Annotated in this window: 14 protein-coding genes and 2 tRNA genes; 6 read left to right on the forward strand and 10 right to left on the reverse strand. The window is 44.4% G+C overall.

All coding sequences use genetic code 11. The features are described from left to right. Positions 1–79 precede the first annotated feature (79 nt). The 5 genes from ACXAFJ_RS03675 to ACXAFJ_RS03695 form a co-directional block, all read right to left on the reverse strand. On the reverse strand, positions 80–1,384 hold the full coding sequence (locus ACXAFJ_RS03675) for a tyrosine-type recombinase/integrase (RefSeq protein ID WP_475321491.1): 1,305 nt from the start codon (positions 1,382–1,384) through the stop codon (positions 80–82). 90 nt (positions 1,385–1,474) lie between these two features. Continuing rightward, positions 1,475–1,565, reverse strand: a tRNA-Ser gene (locus ACXAFJ_RS03680). Between the two features lie 179 nt (positions 1,566–1,744). Further along, a tRNA-Pro gene (locus tag ACXAFJ_RS03685) sits at positions 1,745–1,821 on the reverse strand. 64 nt (positions 1,822–1,885) lie between these two features. Next, the gene (locus ACXAFJ_RS03690) at positions 1,886–3,700 is read right to left on the reverse strand and encodes a DUF3413 domain-containing protein (RefSeq protein WP_475321493.1); all 1,815 of its coding nucleotides are present in this window, start codon (positions 3,698–3,700) and stop codon (positions 1,886–1,888) included. Between the two features lie 25 nt (positions 3,701–3,725). Beyond that, entirely contained in the window at positions 3,726–3,944 is a 219-nt protein-coding gene (locus ACXAFJ_RS03695) for a YejL family protein (RefSeq protein WP_475321494.1), read from the reverse strand. A 96-nt stretch (positions 3,945–4,040) separates the two neighbouring features. Here ACXAFJ_RS03695 and yejK point away from each other — a divergent pair, with 96 nt between their 5' ends. The 3 genes from yejK to asd all read left to right on the forward strand — a co-directional run bounded on the left by yejK (position 4,041) and on the right by asd (position 7,801). Beyond that, positions 4,041–5,045 carry a nucleoid-associated protein YejK gene (yejK, locus tag ACXAFJ_RS03700; protein ID WP_475324051.1) on the forward strand — a complete coding sequence of 335 codons (1,005 nt, stop codon included), beginning with the start codon at positions 4,041–4,043 and terminating at the stop codon, positions 5,043–5,045. A 269-nt stretch (positions 5,046–5,314) separates the two neighbouring features. After that, positions 5,315–6,559 (forward strand): Hpt domain-containing protein, encoded by a 1,245-nt coding sequence (locus tag ACXAFJ_RS03705; protein WP_475321496.1) that lies wholly within the window; start codon positions 5,315–5,317, stop codon positions 6,557–6,559. 132 nt (positions 6,560–6,691) lie between these two features. Then, on the forward strand, positions 6,692–7,801 hold the full coding sequence (gene asd / locus ACXAFJ_RS03710; protein WP_475321497.1) for an aspartate-semialdehyde dehydrogenase: 1,110 nt from the start codon (positions 6,692–6,694) through the stop codon (positions 7,799–7,801). An 81-nt stretch (positions 7,802–7,882) separates the two neighbouring features. Here the strand turns inward: asd and ACXAFJ_RS03715 are convergent, their stop codons facing one another. Then, positions 7,883–8,725, reverse strand: a complete 843-nt coding sequence (locus ACXAFJ_RS03715) for an ion transporter (RefSeq protein WP_475321498.1) — start codon at positions 8,723–8,725, stop codon at positions 7,883–7,885. A gap of 89 nt (positions 8,726–8,814) precedes the next feature. Beyond that, a complete protein-coding gene (locus ACXAFJ_RS03720) occupies positions 8,815–9,453 on the reverse strand; it encodes a YchE family NAAT transporter (protein WP_475321500.1) in 639 nt (212 codons plus the stop codon). 626 nt (positions 9,454–10,079) lie between these two features. Here ACXAFJ_RS03720 and adhE point away from each other — a divergent pair. Next, positions 10,080–12,782 carry a bifunctional acetaldehyde-CoA/alcohol dehydrogenase gene (gene adhE, locus ACXAFJ_RS03725; RefSeq protein ID WP_475321501.1) on the forward strand — a complete coding sequence of 901 codons (2,703 nt, stop codon included), beginning with the start codon at positions 10,080–10,082 and terminating at the stop codon, positions 12,780–12,782. A gap of 153 nt (positions 12,783–12,935) precedes the next feature. Here adhE and minE read toward each other — a convergent pair whose 3' ends face one another. The 3 genes from minE to minC are packed head-to-tail and all read right to left on the reverse strand — an operon-like array spanning position 12,936 to position 14,781. After that, complete coding sequence (gene minE, locus ACXAFJ_RS03730; RefSeq protein WP_475321502.1) at positions 12,936–13,199, reverse strand: cell division topological specificity factor MinE; 264 nt, start codon at positions 13,197–13,199, stop codon at positions 12,936–12,938. 4 nt (positions 13,200–13,203) lie between these two features. Then, a complete protein-coding gene (gene minD, locus ACXAFJ_RS03735) occupies positions 13,204–14,016 on the reverse strand; it encodes a septum site-determining protein MinD (protein ID WP_475321504.1) in 813 nt (270 codons plus the stop codon). A 60-nt stretch (positions 14,017–14,076) separates the two neighbouring features. Then, a complete protein-coding gene (gene minC / locus ACXAFJ_RS03740; RefSeq protein ID WP_475321505.1) occupies positions 14,077–14,781 on the reverse strand; it encodes a septum site-determining protein MinC in 705 nt (234 codons plus the stop codon). A gap of 206 nt (positions 14,782–14,987) precedes the next feature. On the opposite strand from minC, the gene ACXAFJ_RS03745 reads away from it, so the two are divergent. After that, on the forward strand, positions 14,988–15,281 hold the full coding sequence (locus ACXAFJ_RS03745; protein ID WP_475321506.1) for a YcgL domain-containing protein: 294 nt from the start codon (positions 14,988–14,990) through the stop codon (positions 15,279–15,281). 26 nt (positions 15,282–15,307) lie between these two features. Continuing rightward, positions 15,308–16,282 carry a lytic murein transglycosylase gene (locus ACXAFJ_RS03750; protein WP_475321508.1) on the forward strand — a complete coding sequence of 325 codons (975 nt, stop codon included), beginning with the start codon at positions 15,308–15,310 and terminating at the stop codon, positions 16,280–16,282. The last annotated feature ends 50 nt before the right edge of the window (positions 16,283–16,332 follow it).

Here is a 16,332-nt window from a genome sequence, read left to right on the forward strand (position 1 = left end):
GCCATTCGGCACCTTGCGTAAAGACAACATATTCAGTTTTAAGCATTGCTGAAGACCTCGGCTACATGACAATTTCTACCTAGACAATAAGCTGGCAAATTGCTTGATGTTTGATTTTAACGGGACTTGCTTTGGCGTATCTGCCATAGGTGATATTAGGTTTTGCGTGCCCGACAATATCGGCAACCAAGTTCTCACTGATACCGAGCGCTTGCATGTCGTTTACAAATTTGTGCCTCAGACCGTGAAGTGTGGGCCTGTAAGTCGGCATAAAACCGAGCTCGTCCAGTAGCTTCGAGAATCGGTTCACAAAGGTTTTTGACCAGTCTCGATACGCGCCAAGGGGTTTAAAGCTAAATAGCTTTTTACAGCCTGCTTGGTAGCGCTGCTCAGCGTATTGAAGTAAACCGTCTTTGATTAAAGATGGATGAAGCGGCACGGTGCGCGACGCCGCTGCACTTTTTAGCCGTTTGTCGCTCGTGTTTTCATTAATATCGATACACCAAATATCATCAATCAGTTTGATGTCTGCTACATCGAGCTGACAAATTTCTGAAACACGCGCTCCGGTTGCTAGCAGCAAACGAGGGACCCAATAGTTTTCGAGTTCCGTTTGATGGTGTAACCGCTCAGCACAACTATCTAAAGAAGTATGTTTGAGCAGCTTATCCAGTTCGCACTTACGCCATACCTCGCGACTGTCGCTGGCTTTACGTCGCGCACCTTTGTGAGTCACTTCATCAAATATATTCTTGCTTATTAACCCTCGGATTTTTAGCCATTTCAAGAACTGTCTACACGCGGCAAGGTATTCAATCACCGATTTGTCGGATTGCCCTTTTGCCAGTAAACCATCTCGAAAATCAATGGCGTTAGCTTCTGTCCAGTTTTCAAAAACTCGCCCCGCAAAGCGAATAAATTTCGACACGCGTGATTCAAGCTGCTGCATGGTTCGGGGTAGAACCCCTTTCAGTTTCTTAGATTGAATGAATAAGGTGAGTTGCTCAGCCACACTCGTTATTGGCTTAGTGGCTATCGCTTGCTCATGTTGTATTGAAGTGGAAGCGACTTGCTCACTTTTAGTTTGCACAGAGGGGATTGGCGAAGCATCGAATGAGAAGTGTGCTTCGCGAATGGCCTTAAGTTGATTCTTGAGTTGTTGAAGGAAGTGTTGGGTTTCTTCAAGGGTAAATGACTGAGATTGAACTTTGGAAAATTCGCGTCTCAAAAAGCTCACTACAACCAATAGGCGATCGATCGCAATAGCGCGATTTTTGGTAGCAAGTGAGAAACGAAGTTCTTTTGGAAAGCCCTTGTCCATAAATGGAACAGAAACATTGTATCGGGCGTAGTAAGTTGCGAAGCGGTCTTTGAGTAGGTACATTTTGCGTATCACTTGTCAGTAACATGCCAAAATGCAAAAACAAATAAAAAGCCTAAGCACTTTAAAATCAGTAACTTAGGCTTCGAAAAATGGCGGAGAGATAGGGATTTGAACCCTAGATACGCTATTAACGTATGCCGGTTTTCAAGACCGGTGCTTTCAACCACTCAGCCATCTCTCCGTGTGGTGCAGATAATAGCCCTGAGCTTATGGGCTGTAAAGTACTAACTTAACTAAATGGGTCTTTTTTCAACAATTGCTGGCTGTTTGCCGTATATTTAACCAAAGAGTTGTTTTTTAGTAAGTTATCAAGGGTTAAAAACGGAAAAAGGGAAGCATTTGCTTCCCTTTTTAGGTGTATGGTCGGACTGATAGGATTTGAACCTACGACCCCCGACACCCCATGACGGTGCGCTACCAAGCTGCGCTACAGTCCGATGGCTGTTAATCTAACTGCAAAGGTTTTACTCGTCAACCGCTAGATTTAGTCAATCTAATGATTTAATTACCTTTTGTATAAAAACGCTGCAATTCGGTTAAACCTTGCATAAGAACAGGCAGCGTTGGATTTTCGTCAGACAAACGCTGGTAATTCTTATCGTATAACTTAAAGTTGCCGAACTTATCAATTACGGTCGTATGTTCGTTGGTTATTAGTGCTAATTCTCGAGCGTCACCAGCTAATATCCAACTGCGTTTGCTTTCATCAAATAAGCTTCTGCCGCTGCTAAAGTCGTTTGGATTAGAGGAAACGCCCAATAGATCTTGCATCAAGGTAACAGATACATCTAAGTGGCTGGTTCTGTGGTCAAAATCAGATGGTACTTTACCTGGCCACTGAATGATAAGCGGTACGTGCAATTGAAAGCGGCTGTAGTTAGAGTTTGAGCCCCATGCATTAGATTGAGTCTCGTTAAATTCTGAGCCGTGATTTGATGTCAACAAGACCAGAGTTGAAGTATTAAGACCAAGGTCGTCAATACTGTCAAAGATGGTTTTCAAGTGTAGGTCAACGGCGGCGGCAGACAAAGCGTAGCCAGCAGACAACCTATCTGTAGCACTTCCCACGTTGGTATTCGCTGTATTGTAACTACCGAACTGTTCGACAGTAGTAAGCTCAATGAATGAGAACCAAGGTTGACTCTTTGATTGCTCTCCAACCCACTTACGCCAAGAATCAATAGCTTGAGCATCTTGGCTTCCAGTACCTGAAGCTTCGACGTTATTCGGGGTAATGCCACGGAATATGGTTTCTTCAAACAACTCTTCCTTAAAGTTATTACCGCTAAACAAGCCAAATTGGTAATTTTGTTGCAACAGAGCGTCAACCAGCACTGGTCGCGAGGCTTGCGAGCGAATACTGCTGGCGTAACTGCCAGGCAAACCGTAAAACAACCCAAACATTCCGTAACTGTCGTTACTAGATGAATAGTGATTGTTGTATCGCAATGAGCGCTGAGCAAAATCTTGGGCATGAGGCATGGCCTCAGCCTTTAACATGTCTGCTCTGAGGTTGTTGACAGACACAATAACGATGTTCAGAGGATTTGCACGTCTGCTGTATTCGATTTTCTCAAGCGGGTATCGAACCAACTCAACGTTGCCTTCGTTTTCAGCTTGTCTTTTTAAGTACTCTTCCCGATCCAGTAGGCCGTGTTTCTCCATAAAGCTTTTCGCTGTCATGGGGTAAGAGAGTGGGAAGTTTGCACGCTGAGCAGTAATTGGATTGTAGAAGTAGGCGTCGGCCCAAACATAAATTAGGTGACTGGCGATGAAGGCGACAAAAAATATTCCTGCCAGTGGTTTACCTATGTGTTTGTGAGCAAGACGTCGTTGTTTAGCCCATACCCATTCAGACAATGCAAGCTGCAATAGGAAAATCAGCGGGACAACGACAAAAAGATACTGCAAGTCTTGGCTAAGTGAGTTGTTCGATTCATCGGTAAACAGAACCTCCCAGACCACTGGAGTAAGGTGGAGGTTGATCGCTTGATAGGTTTGAGTATCAATCAAAAGAGTGGTGAGGCCGATAGTGGCAAATACCACGGCTACCATTCTAAATAGCTTTCTAGAAGGCATTAAAAAGCTCAGTGGGAAAAGCACCAAAAGGTAGAGTGCAAATACCAGAAAGCCGAAATGACCAACCCAAGAAACCGCTAAATAGAGCTGGCCCAAGAAACTCTCAGGCCAAGGAGATTGTGAGATATAGCGGGTGCCGATAAGCATGGCCGCGATAATATTAAAGAATGCGAACCAATGTCCCCAACCAACCAGTCGAGAGACGCGCTCACCGTATGAATTTCCGTTATCTACCATATCTCGTTGTAGGGTCCGATTTTTCTTATTCTTCGTTAATAGATGAAATGAGTGCTTCAGCGAATTTCTCAGCTAATGCCTTACGTTGACCCGCGCTAACGTTTTGATTGAGGACATTTGTAGCAATGTTGCCAGCAATCATGAGTGACAAATCGGGACTTACTTGGTGCTTGTCTAAAACCGCGATGACTTCCGCCAAAATGTTTTCAACTTGTTTGTCACTATATTTAGATGTAATCGGCATAACGAACCTAGTCTTGATACCTGGTGATGATAGTAAAGCGGGTTATGATAACCTACAATGCGTAACACCTTAAGCGAGTACAACGAAAAATTCACAATGAGCCTGCACTTATCTAACGTTATCCTTCACCAACTTCAGAAAGACGAAAGCGATGAGTTATCCGTTACTTTTCGCCAAGATTCCCTTGAGCATAATACATTTAGCGAAAACCTTGTCGCTGAGTTGCATCGTGTTTTTAACGCAAAGGCAGGCAAAGGTTTTGGCTCTTTTAAATCAGACAGCGAATTTCAAGACTGGTTGCAACAAGTTCGTCAGGGAACGCTAAAGTTCTATGATTTTTCACAAAACTGTGCGAACCGACTCAAAACTGAGATTGCAAAGTATCCTTTTGCTGAAGAAGGTGCCTTGGTAATTGCTGAATATCAGTCGCTTGCCACCGACTATTTGTTTATTGGCATTATTCCTACCAATGAAAGCTTAAGAATTACTGAAGGTCTGAACATCGGCTCGACTGACTACTTAGACTTGTCAAAAATGGATATTGCTGCGCGAATTGACTTATCTACCTATGAAACAGATAAAGATTCGAATCGTTATTTGTCTTATGTTAAGGGGCGAGTAGGGCGCAAAGTGGCCGACTTTTTCTTGGATTTCTTGCAAGCGGATATTGGCTTAGATGTAAAACAGCAAAATCAGGTTTTAATGCAGGCAGTGGAAGACTTCTGCGCAGATTCTAAGCTAGAGAAATCAGAATCGACCGAATATAAAAAACAAGTATACGACTATTGCAACGAACAGCTTAAATCTGGCGATGAAGTGGCAGTCCGCGAGCTGAGCGGCGAGCTACCTGCCGCTCAAGACGGGACCAGTTTTTTGGATTACACTCAAGACAGAGGTTACGAGTTAGAAGAAAGTTTCCCTGCTGATCGCTCAACCATGCGCAAGTTAACCAAGTATGTTGGCGCCGGAGGTGGCCTAAACATAAGCTTTGACAGCTTATTGCTGGGCGAACGTATCTACTACGATCCAGAAACCGATACGCTCACTATCAAGGGTACGCCGCCTAATCTTCGCGACCAATTGACACGCCAGAAGAATTAAAGGCTATAACAGGTCGCCACTACGCATAGTCCTCTGTGTATAGTCTGGCGACTTCAACTCCCAAAAATGAAACTCAAAGAGCAAAAAGTGAACTGAACGGTACTTTAGTTTGGGTTTTATCGTCATTTAACTCTATTCTTATAGTGTTTTCTCTCCACTGATTGGCTGAATTCTCCGTTATTTGCTTCGTACTTAAGTAGCGCAGTAATGAAGAACAGGTGATAAGCGCCGCATAAGGTGGAAACTAAGGGTAAGAGCATCTAGCGTCTATGAAAGTTCGAGCAAAACCAATTTGGGTAGTGATTGTCCTGTGGGCAATTTGCGTACTGACGATTTTGTGGTTCCAGTCAAAACATATTCGTTTGATAGAACATACGGAGCTGTTGCGCTCAAAGGCGGTCGAAATTCGCGAGTCTTTGTATTACGAAAGGTCCTTTCGTAATCAACTGACCGACAAGATGGCGGAAGACTTACAACAACTATTTGTATTGCGAAATCGCATCGACAAAGAGTTTGAAGCTGGGTGGTTTTCTTATGATATCAGTCACCTTATGTACACTTCAGATCGTTATATCAATGATGTACAAAGCTATATTGATACTGAATTAAAGCTCCGAACTGTCATGGACCAAGTACATCGGCAGCGAGATGTCGAAGGCCTTTCCGATGATGCGATGGCGCGTTATTACCAACTTAGTGCCTATTTGTTTGAGGGCATTTTTGGGGATTCACAGCGTGTGTCAGTGATCTATCGCGCGTTAGACCAACTTTATAGCTTGTCATTATCTCTAGAAAATACTGATGAGAAAAAGCAGCTACAATTTTTGCTTCACAATACCTCGGAAGTATTAAGCAGCTATGCTCAAAACGATCACCTTGTTAGAGTGATGAAGGACCATCCTTTTTTCGAAGAAGTCGAACTGGTACGTTTACACTATTACTGGTTGGAGAGACGAAGCACCCAATTGGTCGCCATGCTTAGTTTGTTGGCTCTGATTCTAAATGGTTTTTTTGTTCTTGCACGACGTGATGTACAGAACGCACAGCCTCTCAATGAAACAGATTTTGAACTCGAACAACCTACTGCCCCAGTAAAGCATGAGTCCATGGAAAACGTAGAATCCAAACCTGTGGCAAGTTACTCAGATATAGTCACGGTTGAAACTGAACACGATGCAGAGTCGAATCCGTTTCAAAAGCTTTACGATTCGCTCAATCATGAAAAAGAGGCGGTGTTCCAACTGCTGACCATATTTGTTGACGACCACCAAAACGATATACATAAAATACGCACCGCCGCCTCGGAAGATGTAGATGTGGCCATTAGAGCGGCGCATAGTTTGAAAGGTGTTGGCGGTAATATTGGTGCAGCTCAACTTTCTAGTGCAGCAGAAGAAGTGGAAACTGCGCTCAAGCAGGGTACTAGCGACTATTCGAGCTTGCTCACCAAGTTGCAAAACGAGCTAGAAAATACCGTGAATCTTGCTCGTATTGAGCTGAACAAACTTCGTTAACTCTAGCCGTTTGATTGAACCTCCTATTCGGTTTTAAAAAAGGCCTTAGTTATCTGTAGAAACTGCTTGTGTTTACTCACCAAACAATGAAATATGTGTATGTCGTTATTTTATTACATGGAGAGTGCACAAATGAGAGTAGGTTTAGTTGGTTGGCGTGGCATGGTGGGTTCTGTCCTAATGCAACGTATGGTTGAAGAAAAAGATTTTGACCTTATCGAACCAGTATTTTACAGCACCTCTCAAGTGGGCATTCCAGCACCAAATTTTGGTAAAGACGCAGGTGTACTGCAAGACGCCTATGATATTGAAAGTCTGAAACAGCTGGATGCCGTGATCACTTGTCAGGGTGGCAGCTATACAGAGAAAGTTTTCCCTCAGCTACGTCAACAAGGCTGGAAAGGTTACTGGATCGACGCCGCGTCGACATTGCGCATGGCAGAAGATTCAATCATTACCCTCGATCCGGTCAACTTGGCGCAGATCCAACAAGGCATTCACGCAGGTACTAACACATTTGTTGGCGGTAACTGTACAGTGAGTCTGATGCTAATGGGTCTTGGTGGTCTATTCGAAAAAGGTTTGGTTGAATGGGCAAGTGCAATGACGTACCAAGCAGCCTCAGGCGCGGGTGCCAAAAATATGCGCGAGCTTATCAATCAAATGGGTGTGATTCGCGACTCGGTTGCTCCAGAGCTTGCTGATCCTGCTAGCTCAATTCTTGATATTGACCGTAAAGTAGCAGATGTGATTCGTTCTGATTCATTCCCAACTGATCAATTTGGTGCACCTCTAGGTGGTTCATTGATTCCTTGGATTGATGTAAAACGCGAAAATGGTCAGAGCAAAGAAGAGTGGAAAGCAGGCGTAGAAGCGAACAAAATTCTAGGCTCTGAATCACCGATTGCGATTGATGGTACCTGTGTGCGAATTGGTGCGATGCGTTGTCACTCTCAAGCATTGACCATCAAGCTTAAGCAAGATGTACCAATGGATGAAATCGAAGAAATCATTGCTACGCACAATGATTGGGTGAAAGTGATTCCAAACGATCGTGACATCACAGCACAAGAGCTAACACCGGCTAAAATTACCGGCACCATGACCGTTCCTGTGGGTCGTCTGCGTAAGATGGCAATGGGCAATGACTTCCTAAATGCCTTCACTGTTGGTGACCAGCTATTGTGGGGGGCTGCAGAACCGCTACGTCGCACATTGCGAATCATCCTAGCCGAAAAATAAGCCATAGCAGCTACTTATAGAATGAAAAAGCAGCGAATCATCGCTGCTTTTTTTATTGGTGTTACTTTTTCTGTCCTCGGGTCAAGCGTCATCTGGGCGAACAACCCGAACATCTGGCTCTGGCAATTCACAACCGCAATGCTTGCAATGCATAGCATCGGAATCGTGGCCTGATCGCGAACAGTTACTGCATTTAACCAGTGAGCGATGCGAGCTCATTTCCTGACTCAACTCGGCAGTTATAATCCCTGTAGGTACGGCCAAAATAGAGTAACCCAACAACATGGTCAAAGATGCAATGGCTTTACCCAAATCAGTTTGTGGAACTAAGTCACCATAGCCCACCGTGGTAATGGTGACGATGGCCCAATAAATACTCTTGGGAATACTGGTAAACCCGTTTTGCGGTCCTTCAATCACGTAGATCAGTGAACCAAAAATCGTGACCAAAATGGCCACGGAACTGAAGAAGATAAAAATCTTCCGTTTAGCCATTAATAAAGAACGCAGCAAAAGGTTTGAGTCTTGAAGGTATCGAACCAACTTGAGAATTCGGAATATTCGCATCACACGAAGTAAGCGAATGACGCCAAAGAATGTCGCGCCCGGGAAAAAGAACGCCAAATAGGTCGGCAAGATGGCAATCAGGTCAACAATGCCGTAGAAGCTTTTGGCATAAGCTGCGGGTTTAGGCGAACAGTACAATCGCACTAGGTACTCAATAGTAAACAAAGCAGTAAAGCCGTATTCGATAAATCGAAGCTCGGCGTGCCATTGATTGTTTATAGTGGGAATGGATTCAAGTAACAGAACCACAAGAGAGGCTAAAATCACAACGATTAGTGCGATATCAAAGTTGCGTCCCGCTGGCGTGTGATGACCAAAAATAATATCGTAAAGGCGAGTTTTTAAGTTGGTGCTCATAACACTGAAAAACAAAAAATAAGCAGCATCATAACTCAAAAACTCACATTGTTTAGGTGCTTTCTCTGAAAGCTGATGAAAGTCGATGTTTAGGCGAGACCTGGCAGTAATCCTTTTAGCCCGTTGACGATAAACTCAATCCCTAACGCACCCAAAATCAACCCCATGATACGGGTGATCACGTTAATACCCGTTTGACCAAGAAAACGGACAATAATTGGTGCGGAGCGAAATAGTAGCCAAGTGCCAAAGCTAAACACAGCAATGGTCACGCAAATCCCTACCGTCTCTAATAAAGAAGGGTAACGAGCACCGTATACTATGGTCGAACTGATTGCACCAGGGCCTGCCATTAGCGGCATGGCCAGCGGAACCACACCAATTTGTTCGCGGCTGACGTATTCTGACTTTTCTTGCTTGTTTTGTTTTTCTTCGCCGAGTTTACCGCTCATCATGGTAAAAGCGATACTCATCAACAGCAGTCCCCCTGCCACTCTGAATGAATCGAGTGAAATACTAAACATGTCCAATAACCACTGACCAACGAGCAAAGACACAATTAAAATAATGGCCACAGAGGTTAGGGCTGTCGTCGCTGTTTTAGTACGCTCTTGCGCATCCATATGGCCAGTCAGACTAACAAAAACGGGCATGATGCCGACTGGATTGACTGCGGCAAACAAACCAAGAAAAAACTGGAGGTAGATAGCAAGTTCAATACTGCTCATCGTCGTTGTAATTTCCAAACAAAGTCATGCGCTGAAACGCGAAAATTTGGCGCTAATGTAAGGCATCTTGCCCTTTTCGACGAATGAATATTTTTAGTCAAAACCGGCCAGTTCAGATGAGATTTTTTAATAGTTGTCGAAACGGTAAATGAATTGTGCTCGGTTAGTTAAATCACGATGTCGTTTCCTTTCAATAAAACTGTCGAAATACGCACAAGTTCAAAATATGCTTCTAGTTTTATAGTGTTTTAAGCCTATGATTAGTAGCACGAAGGGGGCGTAAAACAGGATGTTTTATATCCAAAATGTAAAAAAATTACATTTAGTGTGGTTTTTCTGGCACGTAAAGTGTGTGCTGATCACATTTTGGGGAATACATGATGTTTATTAAAAGATATAAATATCAGTGTCTTAGTGATTTGTCGGGGTTGGTTTTTTGCTCATGGTCACATTTAGTATTTTATAACTGATCTGAGTCAATATTTGCGAAAGAGTGAAACCTTATACTCAGTCCTGAAAGCAATTTACTAAGAATGCTAACGGCGAAAGCCCTTAATTTATACCGACTTATAAAAGCAGCACACTTAATAAAAAGTTTTTAGTATTGTTAATTGAGGAGATTCACTATGCCTGTGACTAACTTGGCTGAATTAGATGCACTCATTGCACGAGTCAAAAAAGCACAAGCGGAATTCGCTACTTTCTCACAAGAGCAAGTAGATGCTATTTTCCGCGCGGCTTCACTAGCAGCAAACCAAGCACGTATTCCTTTGGCGCAACAAGCCGTTGAAGAATCTGGTATGGGTATTGTGGAAGACAAAGTAATTAAGAACCACTTTGCTTCTGAGTACATTTACAACAAATATAAAGATGAGCAAACTTGTGGCGTTCTAGAAGAGGACGACAGCCTAGGCACAATGACCATTGCCGAGCCTGTAGGTATCATCTGCGGTATCGTACCAACTACGAACCCAACTTCTACTGCGATTTTCAAATCTCTTATCTCTTTGAAAACTCGTAACGGTATTATTTTCTCTCCGCACCCACGTGCGAAAAACTCGACTAACGACGCAGCTAAGCTAGTACTTGATGCAGCGATCAAAGCGGGTGCTCCAAAAGACATCATCGGCTGGATCGACCAACCATCTGTTGAGCTGTCTAACGCGCTAATGAAGCATGAAGATATCGCACTTATCCTAGCAACTGGTGGCCCAGGCATGGTTAAAGCGGCGTACTCTTCTGGTAAGCCAGCTATCGGTGTTGGTGCGGGTAACGTACCTGTTGTTATCGATGAAACAGCGGATGTTAAGCGCGCAGTTGCTTCTATCCTAATGTCAAAAACATTCGATAATGGTGTGGTTTGTGCATCTGAGCAAGCGGCCATCGTAGTAGACGACGTTTACGATGAAGTGAAAGAGCGTTTTGCAACTCACAAAGCTTATGTATTGAACAAAGCTGAAGCAGACAAAGTACGTAAAGTACTGCTTATCGACGGTGCACTAAACGCGAAAATCGTTGGTCAACCAGCTCCAGCGATTGCTGAGTTAGCCGGCGTAAAAGTTCCTGCTGACACTAAAGTACTTGTTGGTGAAGGTCTGGGTAAAGTGTCTTACGATGATGCATTTGCTCACGAGAAATTATCTCCAACACTTGGTCTATTCCGCGCTGACAACTTTGAAGATGCGGTAGCTCAAGCGGTAACTATGGTTGAGATTGGCGGTATCGGTCACACCTCTGGCCTATACACTGACCAAGACAAAAACAAAGATCGCGTTCGCTACTTCGGTGAGAAGATGCAAACAGCACGTATCTTGATCAACATTCCAACCACTCACGGTGGTATCGGTGACCTTTACAACTTTAACGTTGCACCGTCATTGACTCTTGGTTGTGGTTCTTGGGGTGGTAACTCAATCTCTGAGAACGTCGGTCCTAAGCACTTAATCAACAAAAAAGTTGTAGCGAAGCGAGCTGAGAACATGTTGTGGCACAAACTACCAAAATCTGTTTACTTCCGTCGCGGCAGCTTGCCAGTGGCATTGGGTGACCTAGAAGGCAAAAAACGTGCTTTCCTAGTAACTGACCGCTTCCTATTCAACAACGGTTACGCAGACGAGACTATCAACATCTTGAAAGCGAACGGTATGGAAGTACAAACGTTCTTCGAAGTTGAAGCTGACCCAGTATTGTCTGCCGTTAAGAAAGGTGCAGACGCGATGAAAGCATTCCAACCTGACGTGATTCTAGCGCTAGGTGGTGGTTCACCAATGGATGCAGCGAAGATCATGTGGGTAATGTACGAGCACCCAGACACGCACTTTGAAGACTTGGCAATGCGCTTTATGGACATCCGTAAACGTATCTACAAGTTCCCGAAAATGGGTGTGAAAGCTGAAATGGTTTGTATCCCAACCACATCTGGTACAGGTTCTGAAGTAACACCGTTTGCGGTTGTAACTGACGACGAAACTGGTGCTAAGTACCCACTAGCGGACTACGAGCTAACGCCTCAAATGGCTATCGTAGATGCTAATTTGGTAATGAGCATGCCTAAGTCTCTATGTGCATTCGGTGGTTACGATGCGGTAACTCACGCTCTAGAAGCTTACGTATCGGTTCTTGCGAACGAGTACTCAGATGGTCAGGCTCTACAAGCACTTAAGATGCTAAAAGAGTACCTACCTTCTAGCTACGCAAATGGTGCAAACGACCCAATTGCTCGCGAAAAAGTACACAACGCGGCAACTATCGCTGGTATCGCATTTGCTAACGCATTCCTAGGTGTGTGTCACTCAATGGCTCACAAAATCGGTGCTGAGTTCCACTTACCACACGGTATGACTAACGCAATGCTGATTGACAATGTTGTACGCTACAACGCGAACGACAACCCAACTAAGCAAACTGCGTTCTCTCAGTACGACCGCCCACAAGCGCGTCGTCGCTACGCTGAAGTAGCAGACCACCTAGAGCTATCTCAGCCTGGTGACCGCACTGCTCAGAAGATTGAACGTCTTCTAACTTGGTTAGACGAGCTGAAAGACAACTTGGATATTCCTAAGTCTATTCAAGCAGCGGGTGTTCAAGAAGCAGACTTCTTGGCTCACGTAGACCAACTAGCAGTAGATGCTTTTGATGACCAATGTACTGGTGCGAACCCTCGTTACCCACTGATTGCTGAACTAAAAGAAGTGATGCTGTCAGCGTACTACGGCCGCCCATATGTTGAAGGTGAAACGTTTGAAGGTACTACCGTAATCAAAAAGAAAGCGGACCAAAAAGTGGAACCTGAAAAAAAAGTAGCTAAAAAAGCGAAAGCGGAAGCTTAATAGTAAGCCGACGTTATGAGATAGGCCTCGCTAGCACGTAGCCCATCTTATCGGGAACTTAAACCCCAGCCTGTAAAGGCTGGGGTTTCTTTTTGAGCAAAACAAAGGCAAAAAAAAGCGCTCAATTGAGCGCTACTAGATTAAGAATTAAGATTACTTATCTTCTTCCGGCAACTTAACGTTCAGTTCAAGGACTGAGATGTCATCGTCTTTATGTTCAAACGACAAATCGACCATGTTTGGATCGATATCGACGTACTTACTGATAACGTTCAAAATGTCTTGTTTCAGCTCTGGCAGATAAGCAGGGGCCGGGTCATTTTGACTACGACGCTCAGCAACAATGATTTGCAACCGCTCTTTGGCTAGGTTAGCCGACGTCTTTTTTTGTGGTCGAAAAAACTCTAATAGTGACATCTGGTTAACCTCCAAATAAGCGCTTTAACAAGCCTTTTTTCTCTTCGGTAACAAACCTAAGCTCAACGTCTTCCCCTTGGATACGGCGAATCGCATCTTGGTAGGCTTGGCCTGCATCAGAGTCTTCATCAAAGATCACGGGAACACCCTTGTTAGAGGCGTTAAGCACAGATTGGCTTTCAGGAATCACACCAGCCAAAGGTATATTTAGAATTTCTTGCACATCTTCCAAAGCCAACATTTCGCCCTGACTGACGCGCGCTGGGTTGTAACGAGTTAGTAGCAATGATTGACGGACAGGGTCCAAACCTTGCTCTGCACGGCGTGATTTGGAATCCAAAATGCCGAGAATTCGGTCAGAGTCTCGAACTGATGAGACTTCTGGGTTGGTCGTGATAATAGCTTCGTCAGCAAAGTACAGCGCCATGAGCGCGCCTTGCTCAATACCAGCAGGTGAATCACAAATGATGAACTCAAAGCCCATATCGACAAGACCCTCAAAGACTTTTTGTACGCCTTCTTTTGTGAGGGCGTCTTTATCTCGCGTTTGTGAGGCGGCCAATACGTATAGATTTTCGCATCGTTTGTCTTTAATTAACGCTTGGTTTAGCGTTGCGTCACCTTGAATGACATTCACGAAATCGTAAACCACTCGACGCTCACAACCCATGATTAGGTCTAAGTTTCGAAGGCCAATATCGAAGTCGATAACCGCGGTTTTTTTCCCTTGGAGAGCAAGACCCGAGGCAATGGCTGCACTAGAAGTAGTTTTACCTACACCGCCTTTGCCTGAGGTCACAACAATAATTCGTGCCATGGTGTTTCCTTTAATAATTATCATACGGCGCTGCTTTGGCGAACTGCTAAGAGCGAACGTTTATAGGGTGATGTGTTTGAATTCGAGTTTGTCTCCGCTTAGTGACAACATCACTTTCTGCTGCCAGTATTCGGATTGGCTATCGTCAATGAGCCAGTAGTGACCGGAAATTGAGACCAGTTCGGCCTGCATTTTTTGGCAGACCAAAACAGAATGGGTATTGCCCTGTGCGCCAGCGATTGCTCGGCCACGCAGTGTGCCGTGAATATGAATTGAGCCATCGGCAATCACTTCAGCGCCTTCACTCACATTATTAAAAATAATCAGATCCGAACCCTGCGCGTAAACTTGCTGCCCGGACCGCACCGGGTTGAAAATAACCTTAGGCGGTTTGCTTTGAGCTTCTTCTTTAGCTTGGTTAGCTTGCTGATGAGCAATTTGACTGGCGCTCAGAATGGCAAAGCCGGACTGACGGGCCGCTGACTTTAAGGTTTCGTCATGGCAACCCGTGATTCCCACGGGAATCATGCCTGCAGACTCGATTCCCACTTTTAACTGATCAAAATCGATCTGTTGGTGAAGTTTGCTTACATTTAAAACCACAGGTGCTGCTTGAAAAAAGCTAGGTGCTTGTGCGACTTTTTCAGTTACGTAGTTAATGGCGTTCTCGACATTATGATCAGCTAAATGCAAGACCGACAGGGTAAAACTGCTACCTTTTAGATCGGGTTTGCGGGAAGAAGTACGTGTGTCACATGATGTCATCTAGATTTCCTTGATACAGCGGAGCATTTGACATTGCCTGAGGCAGGGTGAGTCATGTTATATTCCCCGCTACACGGCAGCAATAGAGCCAAAACTGATTGGTTGTTTTTTGGCAAAAAATTGACTGTTTTTTGACTTAATGTTTGACGGGCCTTTGAACTGACTTGTTATTTGCCTGACATAAAGAGAGAGTAAGTAGTAGTACTATGTTGACTGCCATCTATAAAAGCCCCAAAAAAGAGGGCATGTATTTATATTTAAATAAGCGCGACGATTTTGAACGCGTTCCAGAAGTATTACTGGAGAAGTTTGGTTCGCCCATTTTTGTCATGATGATAAAAATGGAGGGCAGACAATTGGCACAAGTTGATATTGAGAAAGTGAAGAAGTCGCTACTGGTTGATGGTTTTTTCCTACAAGTACCCCCACCACCAGTCGATTTATTAAAAGAACACAAAGAGCGCAAAGCTAAACTGCGCGGTGAATCAGATACCGAGTAGTCAGCTACCTTTGCAAGGAGGCGAGATTGAAATCACTACTATCATTGGTCGTCGGGTTAGCAATTTCCGGGAGTGCATTGGCTAACTCCCCAACCTTTGATGAATACGTTGTTGGGCTAAAACAAGAAGCATTAGAAAAAGGGATCTCGCAAAGTACATTAGATGCGGCATTTGCAGACGTTGAATACAAAAAACGTTCAGTAAAAGCTGACCGCAATCAGCCTGAGCGCCGTCTCACTTTGGATGAATACATCCCTCGTGCGGTACCAGATTGGAAAGTAAAACAAGCGAAAGGCCTGTACCAAAAACACTATGATGAGTTGAATCGCATCGGAGCGCAGTACGGTGTGCCACCTAGATTTATTGTGGCACTGTGGGGCGTTGAAAGTAACTTTGGCAAGTTTACAGGTAACTTCAATGTCATCTCCGCTCTTTCGACCTTGGCGTATGAAGGCCGACGTGAGGCGTTTTTCCGCAAAGAAACACTTGCTGCATTGACCATTCTAGAACAAGGCCACATCGCACCTGAAAACATGAAAGGCTCTTGGGCTGGTGCAATGGGACAGTGTCAGTTCATGCCATCTTCTTTTTTGACCTTAGCGGCCGATGGCAATGCAGATGGTCGTAAAGACATTTGGAACACTAAAGCCGATGTATTTGCGTCAACGGCTAATTACTTAAGTGAGTCTGGTTGGCAAGAGGACTACACCTGGGGGCGTCAGGTCAAGTTGCCCAAAGGCTTTGACATGTCTTTGCAAGGCCGTGAAGCTGCAAAAGGCAAATACATTACTGAATGGAATGAGTTGGGAGTTCGTCGTTACAACGGCAGTCCACTACCTAAGCTGAGTCAAGACATCAAAGCTTGGTTAGTCGCGCCAGATGATGAAAACGGTCGCGTGTATTTGGTATACAACAACTATAACGTGTTGATGAAGTGGAACCGCTCTCATTATTTCGCGATTGCGGTAAGCCATTTGGCCGATCGAATCGCTTTTGACTAGGAGCGAAAACCACAGTTCCCTTAAGCTGGGAAGCCAATTTTAGGTTGACA

This window comes from Vibrio sp. ABH4_348, assembly GCF_056159765.1.